The sequence below is a fragment of the Caulobacter sp. 602-2 genome, assembly GCF_011043625.1.
GTDB lineage: Bacteria > Pseudomonadota > Alphaproteobacteria > Caulobacterales > Caulobacteraceae > Caulobacter.
The window spans coordinates 144,403-169,023 of record NZ_JAAKGT010000002.1 but is presented as its reverse complement, the minus strand read 5'-3'; the positions used below and the strand labels follow the sequence as shown (position 1 = coordinate 169,023).

The 24,621-nt window shown below is 67.9% G+C and carries 18 protein-coding genes; 7 read left to right on the top strand and 11 right to left on the bottom strand.

What is annotated here, in order from left to right; translation table 11 throughout:
- Positions 1 to 51 precede the first annotated feature (51 nt).
- The gene (locus G5B46_RS05285) at positions 52 to 663 is read left to right on the top strand and encodes a hypothetical protein (RefSeq protein ID WP_165256801.1); all 612 of its coding nucleotides are present in this window, start codon (positions 52 to 54) and stop codon (positions 661 to 663) included.
- Positions 664 to 685: 22 nt separating this feature from the next.
- On the opposite strand, the gene G5B46_RS05280 is transcribed toward G5B46_RS05285, so the two are convergent.
- The gene (locus G5B46_RS05280) at positions 686 to 1,915 is read right to left on the bottom strand and encodes a TetR/AcrR family transcriptional regulator (protein WP_165256799.1); all 1,230 of its coding nucleotides are present in this window, start codon (positions 1,913 to 1,915) and stop codon (positions 686 to 688) included.
- Positions 1,916 to 2,053: 138 nt separating this feature from the next.
- Positions 2,054 to 3,958 (bottom strand): ATP-binding protein, encoded by a 1,905-nt coding sequence (locus G5B46_RS05275; protein ID WP_165256797.1) that lies wholly within the window; start codon positions 3,956 to 3,958, stop codon positions 2,054 to 2,056.
- Positions 3,959 to 4,087: 129 nt separating this feature from the next.
- Between G5B46_RS05275 and G5B46_RS05270 the strand changes: the two genes are divergently transcribed.
- Positions 4,088 to 5,311 carry a serine hydrolase domain-containing protein gene (locus tag G5B46_RS05270; RefSeq protein ID WP_165256796.1) on the top strand — a complete coding sequence of 408 codons (1,224 nt, stop codon included), beginning with the start codon at positions 4,088 to 4,090 and terminating at the stop codon, positions 5,309 to 5,311.
- A gap of 176 nt (positions 5,312 to 5,487) precedes the next feature.
- Here the strand turns inward: G5B46_RS05270 and G5B46_RS05265 are convergent, their stop codons facing one another.
- Together G5B46_RS05265 and G5B46_RS05260 are read right to left on the bottom strand one after the other, a co-directional pair.
- Positions 5,488 to 6,381 carry a pirin family protein gene (locus tag G5B46_RS05265; protein WP_165256795.1) on the bottom strand — a complete coding sequence of 298 codons (894 nt, stop codon included), beginning with the start codon at positions 6,379 to 6,381 and terminating at the stop codon, positions 5,488 to 5,490.
- 104 nt (positions 6,382 to 6,485) lie between these two features.
- Entirely contained in the window at positions 6,486 to 6,854 is a 369-nt protein-coding gene (locus G5B46_RS05260) for a hypothetical protein (protein WP_165256794.1), read from the bottom strand.
- 680 nt (positions 6,855 to 7,534) lie between these two features.
- Between G5B46_RS05260 and G5B46_RS05255 the strand changes: the two genes are divergently transcribed.
- Positions 7,535 to 9,655, top strand: a complete 2,121-nt coding sequence (locus tag G5B46_RS05255) for a hypothetical protein (protein WP_165256793.1) — start codon at positions 7,535 to 7,537, stop codon at positions 9,653 to 9,655.
- An 8-nt stretch (positions 9,656 to 9,663) separates the two neighbouring features.
- Here the strand turns inward: G5B46_RS05255 and uvrB are convergent, their stop codons facing one another.
- The 7 genes from uvrB to G5B46_RS05220 form a co-directional block, all read right to left on the bottom strand.
- Entirely contained in the window at positions 9,664 to 11,931 is a 2,268-nt protein-coding gene (gene uvrB, locus G5B46_RS05250) for an excinuclease ABC subunit UvrB (protein ID WP_165256792.1), read from the bottom strand.
- An 89-nt stretch (positions 11,932 to 12,020) separates the two neighbouring features.
- Positions 12,021 to 13,547 (bottom strand): hypothetical protein, encoded by a 1,527-nt coding sequence (locus tag G5B46_RS05245; protein WP_165256791.1) that lies wholly within the window; start codon positions 13,545 to 13,547, stop codon positions 12,021 to 12,023.
- Between the two features lie 21 nt (positions 13,548 to 13,568).
- Positions 13,569 to 15,107: a hypothetical protein gene (locus G5B46_RS05240; protein WP_165256790.1), complete on the bottom strand. Its 1,539-nt coding sequence runs from the start codon at positions 15,105 to 15,107 to the stop codon at positions 13,569 to 13,571.
- A 63-nt stretch (positions 15,108 to 15,170) separates the two neighbouring features.
- Positions 15,171 to 16,097 (bottom strand): hypothetical protein, encoded by a 927-nt coding sequence (locus tag G5B46_RS05235; RefSeq protein WP_165256789.1) that lies wholly within the window; start codon positions 16,095 to 16,097, stop codon positions 15,171 to 15,173.
- A 371-nt stretch (positions 16,098 to 16,468) separates the two neighbouring features.
- Positions 16,469 to 17,539 (bottom strand): MBL fold metallo-hydrolase, encoded by a 1,071-nt coding sequence (locus G5B46_RS05230; RefSeq protein ID WP_165256788.1) that lies wholly within the window; start codon positions 17,537 to 17,539, stop codon positions 16,469 to 16,471.
- Positions 17,536 to 19,056 carry a hypothetical protein gene (locus tag G5B46_RS05225; protein WP_165256787.1) on the bottom strand — a complete coding sequence of 507 codons (1,521 nt, stop codon included), beginning with the start codon at positions 19,054 to 19,056 and terminating at the stop codon, positions 17,536 to 17,538. The genes G5B46_RS05230 and G5B46_RS05225 overlap by 4 nt, the downstream gene beginning before the upstream one ends.
- A gap of 193 nt (positions 19,057 to 19,249) precedes the next feature.
- A complete protein-coding gene (locus G5B46_RS05220) occupies positions 19,250 to 20,137 on the bottom strand; it encodes a LysR family transcriptional regulator (protein ID WP_165256786.1) in 888 nt (295 codons plus the stop codon).
- A 110-nt stretch (positions 20,138 to 20,247) separates the two neighbouring features.
- Here G5B46_RS05220 and G5B46_RS05215 point away from each other — a divergent pair, with 110 nt between their 5' ends.
- The 4 genes from G5B46_RS05215 (at position 20,248) to G5B46_RS05200 (ending at position 24,525) form a co-directional block, all read left to right on the top strand.
- Positions 20,248 to 20,985, top strand: a complete 738-nt coding sequence (locus G5B46_RS05215) for an SDR family oxidoreductase (RefSeq protein ID WP_165256784.1) — start codon at positions 20,248 to 20,250, stop codon at positions 20,983 to 20,985.
- 193 nt (positions 20,986 to 21,178) lie between these two features.
- Complete coding sequence (locus tag G5B46_RS05210; protein ID WP_101711469.1) at positions 21,179 to 21,508, top strand: helix-turn-helix transcriptional regulator; 330 nt, start codon at positions 21,179 to 21,181, stop codon at positions 21,506 to 21,508.
- A 12-nt stretch (positions 21,509 to 21,520) separates the two neighbouring features.
- Positions 21,521 to 22,489 (top strand): hypothetical protein, encoded by a 969-nt coding sequence (locus G5B46_RS05205; RefSeq protein WP_165256783.1) that lies wholly within the window; start codon positions 21,521 to 21,523, stop codon positions 22,487 to 22,489.
- Between the two features lie 200 nt (positions 22,490 to 22,689).
- Positions 22,690 to 24,525, top strand: coding sequence for a DUF885 family protein (locus G5B46_RS05200; RefSeq protein ID WP_165256782.1), 1,836 nt, complete (start codon positions 22,690 to 22,692; stop codon positions 24,523 to 24,525).
- The last annotated feature ends 96 nt before the right edge of the window (positions 24,526 to 24,621 follow it).

The window sequence follows — 24,621 nt, the reverse complement described above, 5'->3', positions numbered from 1 at the left end:
CCGCACTTCGCCAGGTTGAGTGTGGGGCGGGGCATCTTGATGAGACGGGCAATGATCGACTGTGACGCGGGCGGAAACGGGAAGGCGGGCGATCGCGTCGCTTCTGGCGGTCTGAGCCGAGGGGTGTTCGCCATCGCCGTGTTCGCGGTGATGGCGGGATGTAGCGCAAACACGGCCGACGTCACGTCGACCTACGGCGTCTCGTCCTCCAGCCTGGCGGAGAACTGCAAGGTGTTCAGCGCCGTGACCGCGCACGATAACCTGGCCCAGAAAAGGAGCTTCGCCCTCAATGAGGAGACGGCCGAGACCGTCGATCTCTACGAGGAAATCCTGCCTGGCGGTCCGTACTATGCCGAGAGCGTGAAAGACGTGGGCGAGGCCCACAACTTTTCGCGCGAACTCGCCGACGCGGCGATGCGCCACTATCACGTGTCGCGGATCAAGCGGGGTAAGGGCGATGTCGTCGGCGAAAGCGCCGAACTGCTGAAATCGTCGCTCAATCAGACGTCCTATGTCGAGCTGGCGCAAACCGGAAGGTTCTCGCTCGGACCAAGCCCGAACTTCGGGAGCTATCTGCCCGCCGTATGCCGGATGCAGACCATCTGCCGGACCCGGGAAGCCGAGCGCCACCTGATGTCGCCGCGCTGCAAGGCCGAATGGTGATCCGCAGCCGCTGAACGGCCGTTTACCGCGCCATCAGGCCCATCAGCAGAGGCCTTGCGAACAGCCGCGCGGCGTCTTCGCGGGTGACGCCCGGGGCCCAGGCCTGCAGCGAGGCCGCGGCGTTCAGCATCGAGTTGATCATATGGGCGGCGACCAGCGGGTCGACCGCGCGCACCGAGCCGTCGGCGATGCCGTCGGCGATCATGCCGGCGAAGCGGTTGGAGCCGCGGGCGTAGCCGTCGCTCATCTCGTGGCGGATCTCGATCGGCAGGGCGCCCATCGACGAGGCGCGTAAGAGCGGGCCGTGGTCCGACAGCTGGTACTCGACCAGGGCGGCCGTCGCCGCCGACACCGCCGTCCAGCCGTCGCCCGGAAGGGCGCGAGCCGACAGCTGGGCGCGGCGGGTGACCGAGAAGGTGCGCTGGAAGCACTCGACCACCAGGGCGTCCTTGTCCTCGTGGTGGTGGTAGAACGAGCCCTTGGTGACGTTCAGCGCCGCCGAGATGTCCTCGACCGAGGCGCCGCGATAGCCGCGCTGGTTGATCAGGCGGGTGGCGGCCACCAGGAAGGTCTCGCGCCATTCCTGGCCTTCGTCGGAGGCCGGGGTCGGGTCGGGCAGGGCCGGCGGCGTCCAGTCGCGACCGGCGCCGGCGATGCCGCCCACGAGAATGTCGTACATCCGCTCGCGCACCCGCTCGTAGTCGTCGAGGTCGAAGCGGCGCAGCCAGGCGCCGGTCCAGAAGACCTGTTCGAGCAGCAGGTGGGCGCGGGCGTTGCGCTCGGCCTTGTCGAGGTGGGCGAAGGCCTCGCCGTCGAAGAAGCCGCGCACCCGGCGGAAGATGTCGGCGAAGGCCGCCTGCACCGAAGCGCGCATCGGCTCCTTCAGCGCGCGGATCTCGGTGAAGCTGGCCAGCGGCGCGTCTTGTCCCGCGCGCACCCGGCGCGACAGGTCGAGATAGAGGGTCAGGAACTTGCGGATGCGGCCGGCGGCGTCGGGCTCTGAGGCCGCCTCGTCGATCATCGCGTCCAGCCGCTCCAGTCCGCGGATGAAGCAGGCGGCGGCCAGGTCGTCCTTCTTGCGGTAGTAGTAGGTGACGCTGGTGGTGATCAGCCCGACCTTGGCGGCGACGTCGGCCAGGGTCATGCCCTTGACGCCCTGGCGATTGAGCACGGCGGTGGCGGCCGCCAGGATGGCTTCCTTCTTCTGCGCGTAGCGCGCGGTTGCCGCGGTGACGGTCCGGCCGTCGTCCATGATCAGGTCCCCTGCAACGCTGGCCCCCTGCTGTCAGAAGGCCCGGCGTTGGACTCAAGGGTCCAATCTAGGCCTGGAACGAGGCCGCAGAAAGGCCCGGACGTGTTTTCGTCCGTCCAGCGGCTGTCCTGGGGCCGTTCAGTGAGGGCGGCGGGCGGGCAGGGCGTCGACCACGGCGCGGACCAGGGCGGCGGGCGACAGCGGCTTGGCCACCGAGCCGTTCATGCCGGCCTCGGCATAGGCGGCGGTCTGGTGGGCCAGGGCGTTGGCGGTCATGGCCACGATCGGCGCGGCGCCGGCCGGGCCGGGCAGGGCGCGGATGGCGCGCGTCGCCTCGACCCCGTCCATGATCGGCATCTGGATGTCCATGAAGATCAGGTCGTAGCCGCGCGCGGCCGCGACGATGCCGGCCTGGCCGTCCTCGGCCGTCGCCACGCGGGCGCCGAGGGCTTCCAGCATGCGGGTGGCGATCAGGCGGTTGACCGCGTTGTCCTCGACCAGCAGCACCTTGAGCCCGTCGAGCATCGGGGCGTCGGCCTCGTCGCCGGCAGCGGCCGGAGCCTGGGCGGCGGGGGCGAGGACCTCGAGCCAGAAGGTGGAGCCCTGGCCCGGCGTGCTGGAAAAGCCGATGTCGCCGCCCATCAGCTGGGCCAGGCGGCGGGTGATCGACAGGCCAAGGCCCGCCCCGCCGAACCGCCGGGTGGTCGAGCCGTCGGCCTGGCTGAAGCGCTCGAACAGGCTCGCCTGGGCGTCGAGCGGGATGCCGACGCCGGTGTCCTCGACCTCGAAGCGCAGGCGCAGGGCCTTCTCGGCGGGCGCGACGGACAGGCGGGCGGTCACCTGGCCGGCCAGGGTGAACTTCACGGCGTTGCCGATCAGGTTGAACAGCGCCTGGCGCAGGCGGACCGGATCGGCGGCGACGAAGGCCTGGCCCGCCGGCGGGGCCTCGACACGGATGGCCAGGCCCTTGGCCTCGGCCTGGGGCTCCAGCAGGTCGGCGACGCTGCGCAGCAGGGCCGACGGATCCAGCGCCTCGGAAGAGAGCTCCAGCTTGCCGGCCTCGACCTTGGAGAAGTCGATGATGTCGTTGAGCAGCTCCGACAGCATGGCGCCGCAGCCCAGGGCCTCGGCCAGCAGGCGGCGGCCGTCGGCCGACAGCGGCTCGTGCTTGAGGAGGTGCAGGACCCCGAGCACGCCGTTCATCGGGGTGCGGATCTCGTGGCTCATATTGGCCAGGAACTGCGACTTGGCCGCGGTGGCGGCCAGGGCCGCGTCGCGGGCGACCAGCAGCTCGGTGACGTCCTGGCTGATGCCGATGACGTCGAACAGCTCGCCCGCCCCGGCCCGCACGCCGCGCCAGTCGGTGCGCATCCAGCTCCAGCCCTCGCGGGAGGGGTCGGCGTGACGATAGACCAGCTGGGCGTGCTCGCCGGTCTCCTGGGTGCGCAGGAAGGCGCGGGTCATGGCATGGCGGTCGTCGGGATGGATGGCGGTCAGCATCTCCGACACCGTCATCTGCCGCGCGTCGCCCAGCGGGGCGGCCAGGGTCGTGATGTCCTGCTCGAAATAGTAGATCCCCTTGCCGGTCTCGAAGCGCCAGACATAGACGCCGGCGGCGTTGCGCAGCATCTCGTTGGCGCGCTCGGCCTGCTGGCGCTGGAGGCGGCGCAGGCGCTCCTCGGAAAAGTCCTGGAAGACGATCAGCAGCGCGCCGTCGGGCAGGATCTTCGAGCGCGATCGCACCCACAGCCAGCCGCCGCCCTTGCGCGCCAGCCGGTGCTCGGACTGCACCTGGCCCTCGGCCCGCAGCACCCGGCCGGCCTGTTCCAGCACCTCGGTGTCGTGCAGGTGCAGAAAGTCGCGGATCGAGCGGCCCAGCGTCTCGTCGGCGGTCCAGCCGGCGATCGCGCTCCAGGCCGGATTGACCCGCACGATGGCGCGGTCCTGCAGCACCACGAACATGTCGAGGCTGTTCTGGAAAAACCAGTCGGCCGCCGCCCGATCGATGTTCGAGGCCGTCTCGCCCTCGGGACGCTTGCCCATCGCGCTCCCCTCGTCTTCAATCGATCAACGCAGGATGGGGTAAAGGTTGCGTTTCCCGTACCGCCTATTCGATCCGCGATAATAAGGCGACCGTGACTGAAGGTCGCGCCAGTAAAGGGGGATTCCCGTTTGAGCACGCCCGAAGCCGTCGGCCTGTCGTCGCAGCGCCTGAAGCGCATCGATACGTTCCTGCAGGCCAAGTATGTCGAGCCCGGCCTTCTGCCCGGCGCCCAGCTGCAGGTCTGGCGCAGGGGCCAGCTGGCCCATGAGACCGTGCTGGGCCTGGCCGACCGCGAGCGCGGAACGGCGCTGAAGTCCGACACGCTGTACCGCATCTACTCGATGACCAAGCCGATCACCTCGATCGCCTTCATGATGCTGGTCGAGGAGGGCCGCGTCGCCCTCGAGGACCCCGTCCATCGCTTCATCCCGGCCTTCAAGGACCTGGGCGTGTTCGCCGCCGGCAGCCTGGGCATGTTCCAGACCAAGCCGCTGGCCGAGCCGATGCGGATGATCGACCTGTTGCGCCACACGGCCGGCTTCACCTACGGCTTCCAGCAGCGCGGCAATATCGACGCGGCCTATCGCAAGCTGCACCTCGACGACCTGCCGGGCCCGCGCGACCTCGACGGCTTCATCGCCGAGCTGGCCAAGCTGCCGCTGGAGTTCAGCCCCGGCGAGGCCTGGAACTATTCGGTCTGCACCGACGTGCTGGGCTACCTCGTCCAGGTCATTTCGGGCCAGCCGTTCGACCAGTTCCTGAAAGACCGCATCTTCGACCCGCTGAAGATGGTCGACACCGGCTTCTTCGTTCCCGAAGCCGACCAGGGTCGCTTCGCCGCCTGCTACAGCCTGGACCCCAAGGGCAAGGTCGTGCTGCAGGACGATCCGACCCAGAGCCCGTTCCTCAAGGACCCGCTGTTCAAGTCGGGCGGCGGGGGCCTCGTCTCCACCGCCGCCGACTATATGCGCTTCTGCCGCATGATCCTGAACGGCGGCCAGCTGGACGGCGCCCGCATCGTCAGCCCCAAGACGCTGAAGGCGATGATGCTCAATCACCTTCCGGGCGGCCGCGAACTGACCGAGATGTCGAAGTCGCTGTTCAGCGAGAGCGTCTATGACGGCGTCGGCTTCGGCCTCGGCTTCGCGGTGACCACCGATCTGGCCCGCACCCGCACCATCGGCAGCCTGGGCGAGGCCTTCTGGGGCGGCATGGCCTCGACCGCCTTCTGGGTCGACCCGGTGGAAGACCTGGCGGTGGTGTTCATGACCCAGCTGATGCCGTCGAGCGTCTATCCCATCCGGCGGGAGCTGCGCACGCTGGTCTACGCGGCGTTCGAGGAGGCGGCTTGAAAGACGTCCTTCTCCCCTTGCGGGAGAAGGTGGCGCCGCAGGCGACGGATGAGGGGTCTCTCAGATCCTTCAGCCGCCGCATCCGGTCGTTCCGCTTTCGCAGTGGACAGGCCTATCGACCCCTCATCCGTCAGCGTCGCTGACACCTTCTCCCGCAAGGGGAGAAGGGTCTCGTCTTAGAGCGGCGAAGCCGGCGGCGTGTAGTCCTCCGGCAGGGGGATGAACTCGCCGTCGTCGAGGTCGGGCAGCTTCATGCGGCCGGCGCGCCAGTCGGCCTTGGCCTGCTCGATGCGGTCCTTCGACGAGGAGACGAAGTTCCACTCGATGAAGCGCGGGCCGATCGGCTCGCCGCCCAGCAGCATGACCACCGACGGCTCCAGGGCCTCGAACACCACGGTCTCGCCCGGGGCGAACACGGCCATCTGGGCCGCGCCCAGCTCGCGGCCGGCCACTTCCACGCGGCCGCTGGAGACATAGGCCGCGCGCTCGGAATATTCGGCCGGCAGGGCCGCCTTGGCCCCGGCCGCCAGTTCCCAGTGGACGTAGAACAGCGGCGAGTGCACCGGCACGCTGGCCTTGGCGCCAAAGGCCTCGCCGGCGATCAGCCGCGCCTTGAGGCCCGCGCCTTCGTAGTAGGGCAGGTCGGCCGAGCCGGCGTGGTGGCTGAAGCCGGGATCCATCTCCTCGAATTCCTTGGGCAGGGCGATCCAGGCCTGCATGCCGTTCATCACCCCGCCCTGGCTGCGCAGGGTCTCGAAGCGTTCGGAGTGGGTGATGCCCGACCCGGCCGTCATCCAGTTGACCTCGCCGGGCACGATCTCGATCTCCGAGCCGACGCTGTCGCGGTGGGTCATGGCCCCTTCGAACAGGTAGCTCAGGGTCGACAGGCCGATATGCGGGTGGGGCCGCACGTCGACGCTCTGGGGGAAGTTCGGGTCGAAGCTGGCCGGGCCCATGTGGTCGAGGAACACGAACGGCCCGACCATGCGCCGCTTGGCGAAGGGCAGCACCCGCCCGACCTCGAAACCGCCGATGTCGCGGCGGCGGGCGTCGATGACGAGGTCGATCATGGGAGGGCTCCGGCAGGCTTGTTGCGTGAGAGCAGTCCTCCCACGGCGGACGTGCGCAGTCTTGTTGATTTTCGCGGAGGCCGTCGCCCTGAGCCGGCGCCAGGCTACCAGTCGATGTCCACGGCCTCCCACGGCCAGAGCTCCGCCACCTTCGGGTCGCGGCGATCGGGGAGCGACGACCCCCGCAGGCGATCCTGCGGCCATTGCCAGCGGCGCGCCTCGGGCGTGCAGTAGGCGTCCCACTGGGGATCCCACCACCAGCCGAGATAGCCCTCCTGGCCGGGTTCCGCGCGCTTCTGCTTTTCGTAGTCGCTCTCGCCGGGCCGGTGGGCCCTGAACTTGTCGGCGATCAGCCCGACGGCCCGGCGCATGCGCCATCGGCGCTCGGCCTTGCAGACGACGTTTCCGTCGGCGTCGGGCAGGCCGCGCTTGCGGTGCGGGCGGACGGGGAGGGCGTTGCGGCGCTTGGCCATGGGGGGCGTGCCTCCTCAAACCTCTCCCCATGGGAGAGGGTGCGGGAAATCGGCCTCGCGCTTTCGCTGCGAAGGGAATGGAGAGGGCGCGGGGCGTCCGGACCGCGTCCGGAAGCTGTGTGTGGTTACCGTTTCGACGAAGCCTTGACGCCCCGCGCGATCGTTTGACCTCAGGCCGGGGCGCGCGGGCCTCTTCCGCCCTTTACCCCTTCCACCGCGCAGGCTCCCCGTTTCTTGACGGCCGGGAGGCGCGTATGGCGCGGACCCTCGGGCGGGCGGGAGCCCATGACAGGCAAGCCCCCGATAGGCGGGTTTACGTCCCCCGCCCTCCGTTCAAGCCCCGCCGGCCCGGCTCACGCCGCTCCAGGAGGCCCCGCTCGATCGCACCCCGCCGCACGCATCGGGCCGGATCCTAGCGCCCTCTCCCCGCGACGGGATGGAGAGGATTATGCGGGCGGTTTGGAGCTGTCGGATGGGAAACGTGCGTTTTTGTCTAGGGCGTTGATTGGGTTGGGGTTTGTGCGGCGGGGGATGGGGATTGAGGCCCGCGTCATGGAATTACATTGTTGCTCGGGCACGGCATTTGAAGCGATTTTGAGGGGGATGATGTTGAAGAGCGTCCGTCTTGCATCACATTCAAATTTCTGTTCCGATTTACGGTCCAAGAATAAAGAATCGAAGTGCAGATGACTACTCGACAGTATGCACGTCAAACCCTTGCTTCATACGCGCTTTTCGATAACGCCAGACAGCGTGGCCAGTCGCCCCAGCATGCGCTTGTCCCGCTTGTGCTTCCCTTTTTAATCGGGAAATCGGGGCAACAATTTTTACCGGACGCTCTCGCTACTTCTCTGCAACCCATATTTGGCTCCCAATTTACCGCTTATGCGGCTGAGGCGCTGTCGCTGGGCCTCTTGGCTGAAGGGTATCTTCGGGAGGGCGCGCGAAACGGAGATGGTGCACTATACTTTTATACGGAGAAGGTTGATGAGCTAAGAGTTGATGAGTCTGTACTTGAGGCTGAGAGGGATATATCAATAATAATTGAGGAATTTTTACAATTTTTGGAAGCTACTTCTCCTATATTTAGGGCGGAATATAATTTCGAAGAATGGAAAAATCTGTTTATACAGTGGGCGACTAATGTCGACGTTAATGATAAAGATGAACTGAAAATTTGGGTAGATTCTATTGTTGATGGTAATAAAAAAGAAAGGTTATCCATATCGGGAAATATGGACGCTGAAGAGAGATTTTTTGGAATCGATAAACATATTGTCGTATTGTTTGCGTCTTTTTCTCAGTGGTTATCGCGTGAGCGTATAGATTTATTTGCAAAAGTCGCAACTTTAGCGGAAATTGGGTTCCTTATGGATCTGGTGTCTGAGCTTAGGGATCCGGTCAAGCCTGCGCCTCAAAAGATAGACCTTACAGTTGTGTTTGATGGGCCATTGCTGCTGGATGCGGTCGGTTTAATGGGGGTTGGGCGAGCGCAGGCCGCTTCTTCCGTGCTGAGTCTGTGTAAGAAGCACGGAATTGGAGTTGTGGCTCTTCAGCACTCTATCGAAGAGGCTAAGGAAATTGTCCAGGCTGTTCTCGGAAAGGCTCCTGGTCAAAGGTATGGGATGGTCGCGGATACAATTCGCGGAAACATCGTATCTGAGAGGCGTGCTTCCAATTTTGTAGCAAAGCCGGATCAGGAGGTGAAAGGGCTTGGTATTCAGATCCTAAATGCAAATATATTGAGTTCTATACAGTCAAAAGAAATTTTCAATGATTCGGAAATTGAGCGTTTTGCATCTGGTCTTCCATACTATGAGTCCATGGTTGGGAATAGAAAGGCTAGGGATGCGAAATCTATAGCCTATATAATTAGGCGTCGAGGTGGAAATTATACATCCGATGCTTTCTCGTCAAAATTTCTATTCCTAACGAGAAGTTCTGTTCTTGTTCGGTATTCAGATGTCTATTGTCGTCGAAAGGTGGATGGGTGGCCATCGTACGCCATACCGCCGGCTGTCGAAATGAGGCATTTTTCGACGCTATTTCTCTTGGCTTATGGGACATCTGAGGGGGAAAGGATAAGTCGCGGCGAATTGCTATCATCGTGTGAGTTGGTGCTTAAAACCTCCCCTCTAGTTATTAAGAGAGTGAGGGAAACGGTCGAGCAGCTTTCTCTGTTTTCGACGGAGCAGCTGGACGCTGTAATGGGTGATCCGGTGGCGTTGCGCGAAATCACGATAGCGACGGGGAATGATCCGGAGGTCGTAACCGCTGAGAATGCTTCGGAGGTTGCGCGCATTATCCGTGAGGCTGCGGCTAAAGATGAGCGCCTAAAGGCGCAGCGTGAGCGTCTGGCGGTGTCGATCCGGCATGAGGAGGCCATGGGGGCAGCGCTGGCTGATAGTGAGCGGGCACGCCTAGATGCAGCTAAGGCCGGTCTTCAGTTGCAGAGGGGCGCTGTGGAGGCGCGAGAAACGGCTGCCGTTTTGATTGGTCAATGGCATCGGGAGGCGGATTCGTATTGGCTGATCGTGACTATATTGTTTTGCGCTATTTCAATAACAGCCATGGCTTCTGTGTTTTTAAATTCAATACAAATAAATATATATGTTAAAGTTTTCGTTTGGATTTGCGTAAGTGCGATCGCTATCTATTCCCTTTCAAATAGAATTATAGAAAATTTTTCTATTCTAAGTCTGAGAAAAATAATTCGCACTCGAGTGGTTGCGTCCAGGGCGGCGTCGTTACCCCAAGGCGGCGTTAGAGAAAATGTGGAAATTCTGATGCGGGCTAAGTGAAAGCACCCCTACCGCCGCCCCTTCCTGAACGCCTCCGCCTTCTCCGCCCGGTGCTCCGCCCGCACGCGCTTGGGCGCTGACGTGTCCACCGCCTCCCCAGCCCCCGTCAGCGCCTCGTTGGCGAATTCCAGATCCAGCAGCTTCATGCGCTTGATCTCGTCGCGCAGGCGGGCGGCGGTTTCGAATTCGAGGTTGGCGGCGGCTTCGCGCATCTTGGCTTCGAGGTCGCGCAGGGCGGCCTTGAAGTTGTCGCCGCTGAACGGCTTCTCGGCGCCCGAGGCGTCGGCGACGCCCATCGGCACCAGGACGCGGTCGCCGCGCTCGTAGGGGCTGGCCAGGATGTCCTTGATGTCGCGCTTGACGCTCTCGGGCGTGATGCCGTGTTCGAGGTTGTAGGCGTTCTGCTTGTCGCGGCGGCGGGTGGTCTCGGCCATGGCCCGCTCCATGCTGCCGGTGATCCGGTCGGCATAGAGGATGACCTTGCCGTCGACGTTGCGGGCGGCGCGGCCGATGGTCTGGACCAGCGAGGTCTCCGAGCGCAGGAAGCCTTCCTTGTCGGCGTCGAGAATGGCCACCAGGCCGCACTCGGGGATGTCGAGGCCCTCGCGCAGCAGGTTGATGCCGACCAGCACGTCGAAATGGCCCAGGCGCAGGTCGCGGATGATCTCGATGCGCTCGAGAGTATCAACGTCCGAGTGCATGTAGCGGACGCGGATGCCCTGTTCGTTGAGATACTCGGTCAGGTCCTCGGCCATCTTCTTGGTCAGGACGGTGACCAGGGTGCGGTAGCCCTTGCTGATGGTCTGGCGGATCTCGTCGACGACGTCGTCGACCTGGGAGGCGCCGTCCTTGGCCACCGGGCGCACCTCGACCGGCGGGTCGATCAGGCCGGTGGGGCGGATGACCTGCTCGGCGAAGACGCCGCCGGCGCGCTCCAGCTCCCACTGGGCGGGGGTGGCCGAGACGTGCACCGACTGCGGGCGCATGGCGTCCCACTCCTCGAACTTGAGGGGGCGGTTATCCAGGGCCGAGGGCAGGCGGAAGCCGTACTCGGCCAGGGTCCATTTGCGGTTGCGGTCGCCCTTGTACATGGCGCCGATCTGCGGAACCGTCTGGTGGCTCTCGTCGGTGAACAGCAGGGCGTTGTCGGGGATGTATTCGAAGAAGGTCGGCGGCGGCTCGCCGGTCTGGCGGCCCGACAGATAGCGGCTGTAGTTCTCGATGCCGGCGCAGGAGCCGGTGGTCTCGATCATCTCCAGGTCGAAGGTGGTGCGCTGCTCCAGGCGCTGGGCCTCCAGGAGCTTGCCGTTGGCGTTCAGCCACTCCAGGCGCTCCTTCAGCTCCTTGCGGATCTCGATGATCGCCTGGCGCAGGGTGGGGCGCGGGGTGACGTGGTGGCTGTTGGCGTAGACCTTGATCGTGTCGAGGTCGGCGGTCTTCTTGCCGGTCAGCGGGTCGAACTCGCTGATCGCCTCGACCTCGTCGCCGAACATCGAGACGCGCCAGGCGCGGTCCTCGTAGTGGGCGGGGAAGATCTCGATGGTGTCGCCGCGGCGGCGGAACGTGCCGCGGTCGAAGGCGGCGTCGTTGCGCTTGTACTGCTGGGCCACCAGGTCGGCCATCAGCTGCTTCTCGTCGACCCGGTCGCCCACCGTCAGGGTGAAGGTCATGGCGGTGTAGGTCTCGACCGAGCCGATGCCGTAGATGCACGACACCGAGGCCACGACGATGACGTCGTCGCGCTCCAGGATCGCCCGCGTGGCCGAGTGGCGCATGCGGTCGATCTGCTCGTTGATGGAGCTGTCCTTCTCGATGAAGGTGTCGGTGCGCGGGACGTAGGCCTCGGGCTGGTAGTAGTCGTAGTAGCTGACGAAGTACTCGACCGCGTTCTCGGGGAAGAAGGCCTTCATCTCGCTGTAGAGCTGGGCGGCCAGGGTCTTGTTGGGGGCCAGGATCAGCGCCGGGCGCTGGGTGGCCTCGATGACCTTGGCCATGGTGAAGGTCTTGCCCGAGCCGGTGACGCCGAGCAGCACCTGGTCCTGGTCGCCGTTCTCGACGCCCTCGACCAGCTCCTTGATCGCCGTCGGCTGGTCGCCGGCCGGCTCGTAGGACGACACCAGCTTGAAGGTCTTGCCGCCTTCCGACTTCTCGGGACGCGCCGGGCGGTGGGGCGTCCACAGCATCGGCATGCCCGCTTCGAGCGCGCCATCCAGCTGGGCGTCGAGGACGAAGGGCGTCGAGGCGTCGGAAACGCCGGGGTTCTGGCTGCTGGGCATGGGCCAAATCTAGGCGCCCGCGCCGGCGAAGACCAGAGGGCCTGCTGACAGCCGGTGTCAGCAGGTGGCGGGAAGTGGCGCCAGGGCGCTCAGCTGCCGTACTGGCTGGCCAGGTCGTAGTCGAGGGGGCGGCCGACCTTGGCGAGGGCGGCCTGGACGTCGGGGCGCGCGCCCAGCTGGGAAGCGCGGCGGAGGATCGGCGGGGTCTTGTCCGCGGCGGCCTTGGCGCCGGGCGGCTGGCGACCGGTGCGGAACCAGGCCAGGGCGTCGCCGCGCAGGCCCGGGTCCTCCAGCCAGTGGATCAGCAGGGCGGCGGCCTCGTCGTCGCGCTGCAGGCAGGCTAGGCCGTGGACCGCGGAGCCCGGCTCGTCGCGCCAGTTGGACGTCAGCTTGGCCAGCTCGGCCTCGGCCTCCTGGCGGCGGTCGAGCAGGGCCAGGGCGCACAGCCTGTTGCTGGCGGTCACCATGCGGCCGTAGGGCGAGCCGTAGCCTGGCGGAATCTTGTCGAGGGTTTCCAGAGCCTCCGCCGCGCGCCCCTGCTGCACCAGAAGGGCGGCGCGGTTGACGTGCTGGCTGATCTTGTCGGATCCGTCGGCGGCGGTGACGAGGGCCGCGTCGGCCGGGGCCGTCTCGCCGAGGTCGTCGAGCACGCTGGCATAGGCGTAGAGCACCCAGGCCTTCTGGTCGTTCTGGTCGTCGAAAGCGTTGTCCTTCTCGAGGCGCCTGGCGTAGTCGGCGCCGACCGCTCGGGCCTCGTCGTAGCGCTCGAGATAGCGCAGGGCCTGGATGCGCTGGACGACCAGCTCCAGGCGGCGGGGCTCGCGGGCGATGCGCTCGTCGATCCCGGCCAGGCGGGCGGTTTCCTTTGCGCGCCAGTCGAAGCGGCCCTCGGCCTGCATCTGCGGCCACAGCCGCTCGAAGCGGCGATCCTGGTAGACGGCCATCAGGACCGAGGGCTCGCTGGCGCGCGACAGCGCGGCCGAGGCCCGGGTCATGTCGCCGGCGTCGGCGGCCTGGACGGCCTCGCGCAGGGCCCAGTCGTTGTCGACCTTGCTGTGGGCCTCCTCGGTGGTCCAGGGCGCGCGCCGCAGGGCGGTGATGAAGGCCGGGTCGAGGTCCCGGTCGCTGAGGACCAAGGCGTACAGCTGCAGCGGCAGGGCGACGGCCCTGTCGGGCGTGGTTTCCAGCACGATGCGGATGTTCTGGGCCAACGAACGGGTGTCGGACCTGGCGAGATCGTCCAGGGCGACCTGGAGAGCGGCCCCGCCGCGCACCTCGGGCTGGAACTCGCCGGCGGTCAGGCGGCGGGCGGCGGCCGTGGCGGTCGGGCGGCCTCCGGCGCGCGCGGCGCAGTTCATCCGGATCTGGAGCAGGACCTCGCGCGGGGCGACGTCCAGCTGGTCGAAGCCGGCGGCGTCGGTCGTCGCCGCCACCTGGCCGATCATGGGGGCTTCGCAGGCGCGCCCGCCCTGGGCGCCGGCGGCGTCGGCGAGCTGCTGCGCCTGGACGCCGAACGCCGCCGTCTCGGCTGTCCTGGCGAGGGCGGGGCGGGCCAGGGCGATCGACGAGAGGCCGGCCGCGGCCAGCAGGGCCGCGCGGGCGGTAAGGCGGGTCATCACTGTCTTTCCGATCGTAACCTAGTACCCGCCCGCGTAGTCGCCGCTGAGCGGCACGGTGATCGCGCGGCCGTATTCCTGCATCACCGCGACCACCTCGGGACGGGCGACCAGGGCGCGGCGGCGGGCGTCGATCTCGGCGTCGCGCGGGGTGACCACGGGCGGCGCCGGGCCGTCGCGGAAGGCCTTGAGGGCGTCGCCGCGCAGGGGCGGGTCGCGCAGGCGGCGGATCATCAGCTGGGCGGCCTCGTCGTCGCGGCCGGTGCACAGCAGGGCGCCGGAAAGGGCGTAGGGATTGTCGCGCCAGGCCTTGCGCAGCTTGTCGAGCGCCTTGCCGGCCGCGCCCTCGTCGCCCAGCTGGTGGCGGGCGCAGGCGCGCAGCTCGTCCAGCCACATCAGGCCGAACGGCGAGGCGATCGCGGTGTCGGCGGCGTCGACCACCTTGAGCACCTCGGTCGGGCGGTCGAGGGCCAGCAGCAGGGCGGCGCGGGCGGTGCTCTGGGTCAGCTTGTCCTGGGCCACGGGCTTGACCAGCGCGGCGTCGGCCTCGTCGAAGCGGCCGACCTCGCTCAGCGCGGCGGCCTGGATGACGACCAGCATCGGGCCCGAAAGCTCGGCGTCGTCGAAGGCCTCGCCGCGCTGCAGGCGGCCGACATAGTCGCCGCCCAGGGCGATCGCCTCGTCGCGCCGGCCCAGCGAGCGCAGGTGGTCCACGCGATAGGCGATGCGCTTGAGATTGGCCGGTTCGCGCCGGGACTGCTCCTCGACCCGGGCCAGATCGGCCTCGAGCACGGCCTTCCAATCGAAGCGGCCGGCGGCCTCCAGCTGCGGCCACAGCGGCGCGAAGCGCTTATCCTGGGCCACGGCCAGCAGCACGTGCAGGCTGCTGGCGCGATCGAGCACGGCGCCGGCGCGGGTCATGTCGCCGTCGTCGGCGGCCAGTTCGGCGCGGACCAGGGCCCAGTCGTTGTCGACCTGGTCGTGGCCGTCCTCGGTAGGCCAGTCCAGGCCGCGCAGCAGGTCGAGCGCGCGGACCCGGGCGGCCGGGTCGCCTTTCAGGTCCTCGACCGTCTGGCCGTACATCTCGGGCGGCAGGGCGGTGACCTGGGCGGCGTCGGCGGCCACGGCGCGCTCCAGCGCCGCCAGCTCGCCCTTGCCGTCGTTGCGCATGGCCGCGTCGGCCAGCAGCACCATGTTGGCCGAGGCCAAGATCGGCGGGGCGACGTCGTCCCGGTCGAGGCGACGGGCGGCGGCCACCGCGCGCGGATCGTCGAACGGCCGGCAGACGACGACGGCGTACAACACCGCGTCGCGGCGGAAGGTGTCGAGGGCGTCGAAGCCGCGCCGGGCCACCAGGGCGTCGACCTGGTCGGCCAGGGCGGTCGGGCACTGCTCGCCGGCGGCGGAGGCCTTGGGCTTCGACAGGTCCAGCATCCGGGCGATCGCCGCGTCGGCGTCGCGCGCCAGGTCCTCGCCCCCCTTGGTCGGGGCGGCCTGCGCCGGGACGGCGGCCAGGGACAGCGCCGCGGCCAGGGCGACGAGTTCCAGTCTCAAGATCATTCAGGGCCCCCGGTCACCCGCCGACTAAGATCACGCGGCCGCTTGCTTCGCAACGGTCCCGGATCAGGCGCAGGCCTTGGCCGGATCGTCCGCCTTGATCACGCACAGGATCTTGTTTCCCCGGGTCTCGCCGTACTGCCGGCGGACCTTGTCGGAGAACTGGTCCCACTTGAGGCGGGTGTCGGCGGCGGCGACGGCCATGGCCTTCTCGTAGCCGCCGCGATCGGTGTGGACGGTGTCCTTGTTGAGGTAGTCGTGCTTGATGCGGCCGCCGCAGCTGGCCCATTCGGGAAAGCCGTAGCAGCCGCTGATCAGGCCGGCGGGAACCTCGGCGGGCAGGGCGGGGCCGAGCCATTCGGCGGGGGCGTCGTGGTTCAGGCCTTGCGGGTTCTTCACCGTCGGGCTGGCGCGGGGCGCGTCGACCCAGTTGGTGTGCGAGTAGAAGTCCTGGGCGGCGTGCAGGGCCAGGCCGAAATATTCCAGCACCCGGCACTTGGCGGTGTCCTTGTCGTCCTCGTCGAACTTGCAGCCCGAGCTGACAGAAACCTGGCCCAGCGACAGGTCGGGGCGCACCAGGTCGCCGGCCCGGCGCAGGGCCTCGTCGAGATTGCGGTACATCAGGTCGCGGCAGGCGCGCAGGGCCTGGTCGGCCTTGCCGCGGCTCTGGGCGTAGTCGCGGGCGTCGAACCAGTCGCCGTCGTCGCAATGGGCCTCGGTGACGCTGATCAGCCCGCGGAACGGCCGGTCGGGCGCGCCGACCGCGCCGAAGCTGCCGGCGCCGACCATCAGGCTCGTGCCAGCCAGCTGGTTGAGGGTCAGCCGCTCGAAGCCGACCGGCTCCAGCGCCCGGCGGGTGATCCGCTCGTGCTCGGCGTTCTGGCCCAGCTTGCGCACCGTGCCGAAGGCCAGCGCCTGGGGCGCGAGGACCGAGGCGAGCGTCGCGGCGACGACGCCGGCGGCCACCAGGCGCGAACGGACGGACTTGGACATGACGCTGAACCCCTCGAACGCGACAACCGAAGGTCACATCTGTCGGGGATTCCCTTAAGGCCCGGTGTGCCGAATGTCACAGCCGCGCCAGGGGCGTCCAAGGCGTTGAGGAAGCGGGCCTAGGGTCTGTACTCAATTGGGCGAGGGTAATTAGTTATCTGAATCAATAGCTTATAGTAGTTGTCATCCCGGCCGTAGCGCAGCGGAGCGCCGGGATCTCGCACAGTTTTCGAACCTGCCGACGTGGGAGATCCCGGCTCTACGGATCGCTGACGCGCTCCTCCGGCCGGGAAGACACGTTTCTTTGCACGCCAATTGAGTCCAGACCCTAGGGACAGCATACGCCAAAGGGCCGTGGTCGATCGCCGGTGCTACTTCCCCTTCTGCTTTTTTGGCCAGGTGGCGGGGTCGCAGCCGTCTCGGATCATTCCCGTCACGGGCTCGACCTCGCCGGCCGGCGTGATCCGCACGGCCGAGAGGGCTTCCATGCGGCGCACCGGCCACCGTTTCGGCCCGGTGTAGGCGCACAGGCGCTCGAACCCGAGCGGGACCTTGTCGCCGGGCCATGGCGTGTTGACCAGGGGCTTGTCGAGCGAGCGGGCGAAGCTGTCCCAGTGGATGGGGATCACCGTCGCCGGCCTGTCGCCCAGCACGCTGGTCAGGACCGGACCAAACGCCTTGTCGGGCATCGATCCCAGCCGGCCGATGCCCATGAACACGACCTGGGCGCCCAGCCCGCCCAGCTGCGCCGGGCTTGCGCTGGGGTGGATCAGGATCTTCGTGGACCCGTTCTCGATCAGGTAGGAGCGGTTCTTGCCGTCCTTGAAGCTCCAGAACCGGTCGCCGTCCTTGGGCGCGGCCTTCGGTTCATGGTCGATGAACCAGCGGATATAGAACGGGCTGTCGCCGTGGGGCGTGTCGAAGGCGGTGACGCGATAGCGGCCATAACGCATGGCGTTCGGGCCAGGAGACGTCGGCGCGCAGATCCGTTCGTGCGCGACGTGGCGGGACGCGGCGAGCAGGCCGACGGCGGGCGTGCCGACGATGACCGCTTCCGGCGCGGCCTGGGCCACGGCTTCCAGATCCATCGCGTGGTCGTGGTGGGCGTGGGCGAACAGGACGGCGCTGACGGGCAAGGCGCCCGTCATCCGGTCGGCGACGAGGCCGGGCTTGCTCCACAGCCGGCCCGCCAGGGTTTCGGGGCGGCTGAAGAAGCCGTCGATGAGCAGGCGGCTCTCGCCGTCGTCGAACATCAGGGTGCTGACGCCGTAGAAGGTGACGGTGATGGACCGCGCCTCGACGGGGGGCGGGGTCTGGGCGTCCAGGACGCAGCCCGCGACCCGCTCCTGGGCGAGCCCGACGGTCGGCGCGGCCAGCATGGCCAGCGCCGCCGAGATGAACGCGCCGGCGAGGTTGCGGGCGCTCTTCAGGCGGGGCGTCATTCGGCGTCCCCGTCGCAGGGCAAGCGCGTCGTGTTGGCCTTCAGGCGCGCCAGGAACGCCGGGTCGTCGGCGCCCGAATAGTTCATGAAGAGGTTCAGCACGTCGTAGCGGTCGAAAGCGGCCTGATCCAGATAGAGCGGCAGGCTGTGGGCCTGGCGTTCGTCCTCGCTGGCGCGGGCCGCCATCCAGGCCTTGCCCTCGCCCGTGGGCCTGCGCCACCAGCCGCGTGGTATCGGGTCTTCGCGCGTGAACTCGAACCCATAGGCGCGGTGTTTATCGGCCGGGTTTTGGCTCCGCCGCTGATCGAGATTCCGCTGCAGGCTGCAGTAGTCGTCCTTCAGGGCGCCGAGGGTCGTGTCGCTGGTGAACGGCGTCGTCGGACCAAACCCGCTCTTGTTGATCGCCTCGTCGGAGCGGTTCACCGACACGAACAGCTGGACGTTGGGGGCCATCAGGCCGGCGGCCTTGGGAGGTCCACCGCCCGTGAACGTCTGGGCCGGCGTGGCGGCGGCGAGCATCAGGATGCGGATGTCGTCATAGGCGGGCGGCGGGATGAGCGGCGGGCCGCCGGGCTCGACCTGTTGCGCCAGTTGCAGGCGCGCCCAGACATTGTCGGCGCATTCGGGCATCCGGTCCTTGATCGCCGCGTCGAGGCTCGCGGGCCTGCCCGCGCAACTGCCGCTGAACGTGCGCCAGAACGTGCCGTTGGGCAGGCGGGAGTCGCCCAGCAGGCCGCCGGCCACGAAGGCGCCGGAACTGTGGGTGACGATCCGGATGGGCCGGGCCGCGCCCTTGGGATCCGCCGCCCGGATCTCCGACAGCAGCTGGCGCACGCCCAGGCCCACGAACTGGCCGCTGTACTGGGCTCGGTTCCAGGCCGAGGTGGTGTCGCCGCCGTCCCAGTGCACCTCGATGAAGCGCAGCGTTCCGGGCCTTCGGCTCGCGGCGGACAGGCTGGCCTTGGCATAGGCGTAGTCGGCGTCGCCCCGCGCGACGTTGAAGCCATGGAGCAGCACGACGAAGACGGTGTCGTCGTCAGCGCCGGCCACGACGGAGCGGGCCTTGTCGCGCCAGAGCTCGGCCTGCAGGGACTTCCAGCGGCTATAGTCGGGTGCGGCCTCGCACATGCGTTCGGCGGTCGACCCCCGCGCGACGCGGCCGCAGAGGAGCGTGCCGACCGCAGGCTGGGGGCTACGCGTCGAGCGATCGTTCATCAGCGTGCGCAGCGACCACCAGTTGGGCCGATAGCCGCTCGGGACGAAGGCGCGAGGCAGGCCGCCCGCCACGCCCGGACGGTCTTCCGGGTAGAGGTCCCCCCGGCTGTCGACATAGACCTTCACGGCCTCGTACGGATCGGGGCTGACGCGATCGAAATAGAAGACCGGCTTTTTCGGCGCCAGCAGGTTCCGGGCGGTATTGCGGAGGCCCTCCGGCCGCCAGGCGCTGGGCGCGGCGCATCCGCTGACCGTCACGGCCAGGCAGATCGCGGCGCAGGCGGCCGCCATTGATCTCAGCATGCTCGACATCCCCCGACGGCGCGCGGCGCGGGCGGGCGAAGGGTCTCGCCCCGTCGCCCGGCTCCCCAGCCGCTCCTCGACACCCCAACGCCAGCGAGGCTATCGCAATGGGTTTTCCGGCGTCAATTAACCACCCTTGCGATAGTCGCTTGACGGCCTGCTGCTGATCTTGAGGCGGCTGGGCGGGCTGGGCTCACCCCACACCGGCGAACCGCGACGCCGCCCAGTCGATGAACACCCGCGTCCTGGCCGAGAGCTGGCGGTCGCGGGGCCAGAGCAGGTTCACCGGGGTGGGCGTGGGCGCATGGTCTTTCAGCACCTCGACCAGGGCGCCCGAAGCCAGGTGCTCCTCGGCGCGATAGCGGGGCAGCTGGATCAGGCCCAGGCCCAAGAGGCCCATGGCCAGCGAGCTTTCGGCGCTGGAGACCACGACCTCGGCGCGGACGGGGATCTGGCGGACGGCGCCGGCCTCGGTGACTTCCAGCGGGTGCCAGCCGCCGTCGGGGCGGGAAAAGCCGACCATGTGGTGGCGGGCTAGATCTGCGGGCGTCTCGGGCGCGCCGTGGCGCTCGATATAGGCGGGGGCCGCGCAGGTGGCCTCGGGCAGCAGGGCCACGCGGCGGGCGGCCATCGCGCCGTCGGCGGGCGTTCCCAGGCGCAGCACGCAGTCGACGCCCTCGGCCACCAGGTCGATCAGCCGGTCGCCCTCGGTCATGCGCAGGCGAAGCTCGGGATAGGCCGCCAGGAACGCGGGCAGGCCGGGCAGCAGGAAGCGGCGGGCCAGGGCGCCCTGGACGTCGACGCGAAGCTCGCCGCGCGGGCTGGCGCGGCGAAAGGCGTTCTCGGTCTCGTCGAGCGCGTCGAGCAGCGTCAGGCAGCGCCGGTAGTAGGCCTCGCCGTCGAGGGTGGGGGCGACGCTGCGGGTGGTGCGCTGCAGGAGCCGCACGCCCAGGCGCGCTTCCAGCTGCTGCACGGCCTCGGTAGCGGTGGAGCGGGGCAGGGAAAGGTCGGCGGCGGCCTGGGTGAAGCTGCGGCGCTCGACGATGCGGGCGAAGAGGCGCATGGCGTCGAAGCGGTCCACGGCGGGCTCCATTATTCGCTGGTTCGAATAGTGATGCCGAAGATGCGGTAATTATTCAAATCCGGCGATGGGCCACAGTGCGCGACGTTCGACGCCGCAAGGAGATCCCCATGACCACGACCCTCAAGACCGCCCTGGTGACCGGGGCCTCCGGCGGCATCGGCGCGGCGACCGCGCGGCGCCTGGCGCAAGACGGTTTCGCGGTGGTCGTCCACTATGGCGGCCGGGCCCAGCCGGCGCAGGCGCTGGCCGCCGAGATCGAGGCCGCGGGCGGCCGGGCGATCACCGTGCAGGCCGACGTGGCCGATCCGGCGGCGGTGGCGGCGATGTTCGCGGCGGGCCAGGCGGCGTTCGGCGGGATCGACGTCGTGGTCGCCAACGCCGGCGTGCTGGAGCTGGCGCCGATCGCCGAGACCGACGACGCGCTGTTCGACCGGACCATCGCGATCAATCTGAAGGGCGCGTTCAACGTGCTGCGCGAGGCCGCCCGCCAGGTGCGCGCGGGCGGACGGATCGTCAGCGTCTCGACCAGCGTGGTGGGCCTGCTGCTGCCGACCTACGGCGCCTATGCGGCCTCGAAGGCGGCGGTGGAGACCCTGACCCAGATCCTGGCCCGCGAGCTGCGCGGCCGCGAGATCACCGCCAACGTCATCGCGCCGGGACCGACGGCCACGCCGCTGTTCCTGGAGGGCAAGTCGCCGGAGCTGGTCGAGCGCCTGGCCAAGGCCGCGCCGCTGGAGCGGCTGGGCCAGCCGGAGGACATCGCCGCCGCCGTGGCCTTCCTGGCGGGGCCGGACGGCGCCTGGATCAATGGCCAGGTGCTGCGGGCCAACGGCGGCATCATCTGATCGGCCGCCCGCCGTCGCGCGGGCGCAGGACGAAGACGAAGGGAAGGGGGCGCGGCCGGCGGGTCGCGCCCCTTTTTCATTACGAAGAATTCAGCGAACGCCGGTTGACCCGCTCATCTACTGTGTGACACACAGTGTGTATCGCACACTATGTGCTGCACACCATGCGCCGCACACCAAACCGGTCACGCCAATGCCGACAGACACGGACATCTTCGAATCCCTCCGCCAGGAGCTGCGTCGCGGGACGCTGATCCTGGCCGTGCTCGCCCAGCTGAAGGTCGAGCGCTACGGCTACAGCCTGCGCCAGGCCCTGGCGGAGGTCGGCCTGGAGATCGACGAAGGCGCGCTCTACCCGATGCTGCGCCGGCTCGAGGGCCAGGGCCTGCTGACTTCCGAATGGCGCGAGGAGGAGAAGCGCAAGAAGCGCTTCTACCGCCTCTCCACCGAGGGCGAGACCGTCCTCGAACGCCTGGCCGCCGAGTGGCGCGCCATCAACGACACCCTGCAAAATCTGATCTGAGGGGACTGGATCATGAACCTGCTCGACCGCTATCTCACCGCCGTCGCCGCCCTGCTGCCCAAGGCCCAGCGCGAGGACATCGTCGCCGAACTGCGCGACCTGCTGCTCAACCGCTTCGAGGAGAAGGAGGAGGCGCTGGGCCGCCCCCTGACCGACAAGGAGCGCGAGGCGGTGCTCAAGGACTTCGGCCACCCGCTGGCGGTGGCCGGCCGCTACGGCCCCCAGCAGAGCCTGATCGGCCCGACGCTCTATCCGTTCTACGTGTTCGCGCTGAAGATCGCGCTGGCCGTGGCGGCGGCGATCTCGCTGATCCCGGCCCTGGCCGCGGTCTTCCTGGGCGACGGCAATCCGGCCCGGCTGATCGCCGACGCCGCCTTCGACCACTTCCCGAGCTCGGCCCTGATGCTGACGGGCCTGGTCACGCTGGTGGCGGCCGGCATCGAGCGCGGCTGGGTGCCGCTGACGGGCCTGACCGAATGGAAGGTCAGCGACCTGCCGGTGGCGAGCACTAAGAAGGGCCTGTTCGAGACCCGCTTCAACGCGGTGTTCGAGATGGTCGTGGTGGCGCTGTTCATCCTGTGGTGGACGGGCCTGTGGAAGGTGGACGTGGGCGACCTGACGGTGAAGGGGACCGTGGCGCTGCAGCCGTCGGCGATCTGGCAGACCCTGTTCTGGCCGATCCTGGCCTGGGCGGCGGTGCAGCTGGTCTCGGCCCTGGTCACGCTGGTCCAGCCGGGCCGGGTGCGGCTGCGGGCGGCCTTCGAACTGGTCCTGGCGGCGGGCGGCATGGCCCTGACCACGGTGATGTGGAAGTCGCTGCCGCTGTTCACCCTGCAGCCGCTGACCGCCTCGAGCGCCGAGGTCGCCCGCCTGGAGCACGTGATCGGCCTGGGCTTCCACGTGACGATGCTGGTCGCCGGCATCACCTTCGCCTGCCAGATCGGCGCGGCCGCCTGGCGTCTGTACAAGGGCGAGCGCTGAGGCGCCCGCCCAGGGGGCGGCAGGAGCCGGGGCGGATTATTCCAAGCTCGAATGACACGGAATTAATCCGTCCCCGGTTGCCCCGCCAGCCGGGGACATTTACGCCTTCGCCCAGCCTTTCCGGCGCGGAGTCGAAAACCGCCGGAACTCACGATAGGGCCCGACCGGAGGGGGAGGGTCCAAGGGAAGGGGACTTTCTCTTGCAAAACCGCCGCGAACTCCTGCTGTCGACCGTGGCCGCAGGCCTGGCCGCCGCCGCCGCCCCGTCGCTGGGCTTCGCCCAGCCGGCCGCCTCGGCCTCTGGCGAAGCCGCCAAGATGAACGCGTTCTTCGACGTGGCGATGGCCAAGCTGATGCGCCAGGCGCCCGAGCTGACCACCGGCCTGGGCCTCGACAAGGACGACCTGGCCTGGACCAAGGGCCTGCTGTCGGACCGCTCGTTCGAGGCGATCGCCGCCGGCGCCGCCCAGACCAGCGCCCAGCTGGCCGAGCTGCGCTCGATCGACCGCAAGCAGCTGTCGGGCATGGACGCCGTCAACTACGACACCGTCGAGTTCACCCTGGCGGTGCAGGACGAAGGCAACCGCAAGTTCACCTACGCCGGCGGCGGTTCGGGCGCGCCCTACGTGCTGAGCCAGCTGACCGGCAGCTACCAGCAGATGCCCGACTTCCTCGACACGCAGCACAGCATCGAGACCAAGTCCGACGCCGACGCCTACCTGCAGCGCATGGAAGGCTTCGCCCGCCTGATGGATCAGGAGACCCTGATCGCCAAGCGCGACTACGCCGACGGCGTGATCCCGCCCGACTTCATCATCGACAAGGCCCTCATCCAGATGAAGGCCTTCGCCGACACCCCGACGGCCGACACCACCCTGGTCAAGTCGGTGGCCCGCCGCACCAAGGAAAAGAACATCGCCGGCGACTGGGCGGGCGAGGCTTCGAAGGTCTATGAAAACTCGGTGCTGCCGGCGCTGAAGCGCCAGATCGCGCTGCTGGAAAGCGTGCGCCCGAAGGCCAACCACGACGCCGGCGTGTGGCGCCTGAAGGACGGCGGCGACTACTACGCCGTGTCGCTGAAGAACTACACGACCGCCACCATCGCCCCCGAAGAGATCCACCAGCTGGGCCTGGACCTGGTGAAGTCGATCTCGGCCGAGGCCGACAAGCTGTTCAAGTCGATCGGCATGAGCAAGGGCACGGTCGGCGAGCGCATGGCCGAGCTGGGCAAGGACATCTACGAGAACACCGACCCGTCCAAGGAAAAGCTGATCGCCGACCTGAACGAGAAGGCCAAGTGGATCGAAAAGCAGCTGCCGGCCTATTTCGGCCAGCTGCCCAAGGCCCCGCTGGAAATCCGCCGCGTGCCCAAGGCCATCGAGGCCGGCGCGCCGGGCGGCTACTACAACTCGCCCTCGCTCGACGGCAAGCGCCCGGGGATCTACTGGATCAACCTGCGCGACACGGCCGAGCAGGCCAAGTACACCCTGACCACGCTGACGGTGCACGAAGGCGTTCCGGGCCACCACCTGCAACTGTCGCTGTCGAATGAGGCGCAAGGCCTGCCGCTGATCCGCAAGGTCATCGGCTTCTCGGGCTACGCCGAGGGCTGGGCGCTCTATTCGGAAGAGCTGGCCGTCGAGATGGGCATCTACAAGAACGACCCGCGCGGCCACATCGGCATGCTGCACGACGCCCTGTTCCGCGCCGTGCGCCTGGTGGTCGACAGCGGCATGCACTACAAGAAGTGGACCCGCGAACAGGCCATCAAGTACATGGCCGAAACCATGGGCGACGAGGAAAGCGGCACGGTCACCGAGATCGAACGCTACGTCGTGTGGCCGGGCCAGGCCTGCTCGTACATGATCGGCAAGATCACCTGGCTGCGCGCCCGCGAGCGCGCCAAGAAGGCCCTGGGCAAGAAGTTCGACATCAAGAAGTTCCACGATGCGGGCCTGCTGTCGGGCATGACCCCGCTGACCGTGCTGGACCGCGTGGTCGACGACTACGTCGCCGCCGCCAAGGCCGGAAAGTAGATCACGGCCGACCCGGCCCGAAAGGGACGGAAAGAGGCGAGGGGGCGTCCGCATGGCGGGCGCCCCCTTTCTTTTGCGCGATCGCCGAAACTCAGG

What these genes read in the sequence shown, in the direction of transcription:
- G5B46_RS05230 (WP_165256788.1), bottom strand. Translation starts at nt 17,539, where the DNA reads ATGACGCCCCGCCTGAAGAGCGCCCGCAACCTCGCCGGCGCGTTCATC.
- G5B46_RS05275 (WP_165256797.1), bottom strand. Translation starts at nt 3,958, where the DNA reads ATGGGCAAGCGTCCCGAGGGCGAGACGGCCTCGAACATCGATCGGGCG.
- G5B46_RS05265 (WP_165256795.1), bottom strand. Translation starts at nt 6,381, where the DNA reads ATGATCGACCTCGTCATCGACGCCCGCCGCCGCGACATCGGCGGTTTC.
- G5B46_RS05245 (WP_165256791.1), bottom strand. Translation starts at nt 13,547, where the DNA reads ATGACCCGCCTTACCGCCCGCGCGGCCCTGCTGGCCGCGGCCGGCCTC.
- G5B46_RS05215 (WP_165256784.1), top strand. Translation starts at nt 20,248, where the DNA reads ATGACCACGACCCTCAAGACCGCCCTGGTGACCGGGGCCTCCGGCGGC.
- G5B46_RS05285 (WP_165256801.1), top strand. Translation starts at nt 52, where the DNA reads ATGATCGACTGTGACGCGGGCGGAAACGGGAAGGCGGGCGATCGCGTC.
- G5B46_RS05235 (WP_165256789.1), bottom strand. Translation starts at nt 16,097, where the DNA reads ATGTCCAAGTCCGTCCGTTCGCGCCTGGTGGCCGCCGGCGTCGTCGCC.
- G5B46_RS05225 (WP_165256787.1), bottom strand. Translation starts at nt 19,056, where the DNA reads ATGCTGAGATCAATGGCGGCCGCCTGCGCCGCGATCTGCCTGGCCGTG.
- G5B46_RS05260 (WP_165256794.1), bottom strand. Translation starts at nt 6,854, where the DNA reads ATGGCCAAGCGCCGCAACGCCCTCCCCGTCCGCCCGCACCGCAAGCGC.
- G5B46_RS05205 (WP_165256783.1), top strand. Translation starts at nt 21,521, where the DNA reads ATGAACCTGCTCGACCGCTATCTCACCGCCGTCGCCGCCCTGCTGCCC.
- G5B46_RS05210 (WP_101711469.1), top strand. Translation starts at nt 21,179, where the DNA reads ATGCCGACAGACACGGACATCTTCGAATCCCTCCGCCAGGAGCTGCGT.
- G5B46_RS05240 (WP_165256790.1), bottom strand. Translation starts at nt 15,107, where the DNA reads ATGATCTTGAGACTGGAACTCGTCGCCCTGGCCGCGGCGCTGTCCCTG.
- G5B46_RS05280 (WP_165256799.1), bottom strand. Translation starts at nt 1,915, where the DNA reads ATGGACGACGGCCGGACCGTCACCGCGGCAACCGCGCGCTACGCGCAG.
- uvrB (WP_165256792.1), bottom strand. Translation starts at nt 11,931, where the DNA reads ATGCCCAGCAGCCAGAACCCCGGCGTTTCCGACGCCTCGACGCCCTTC.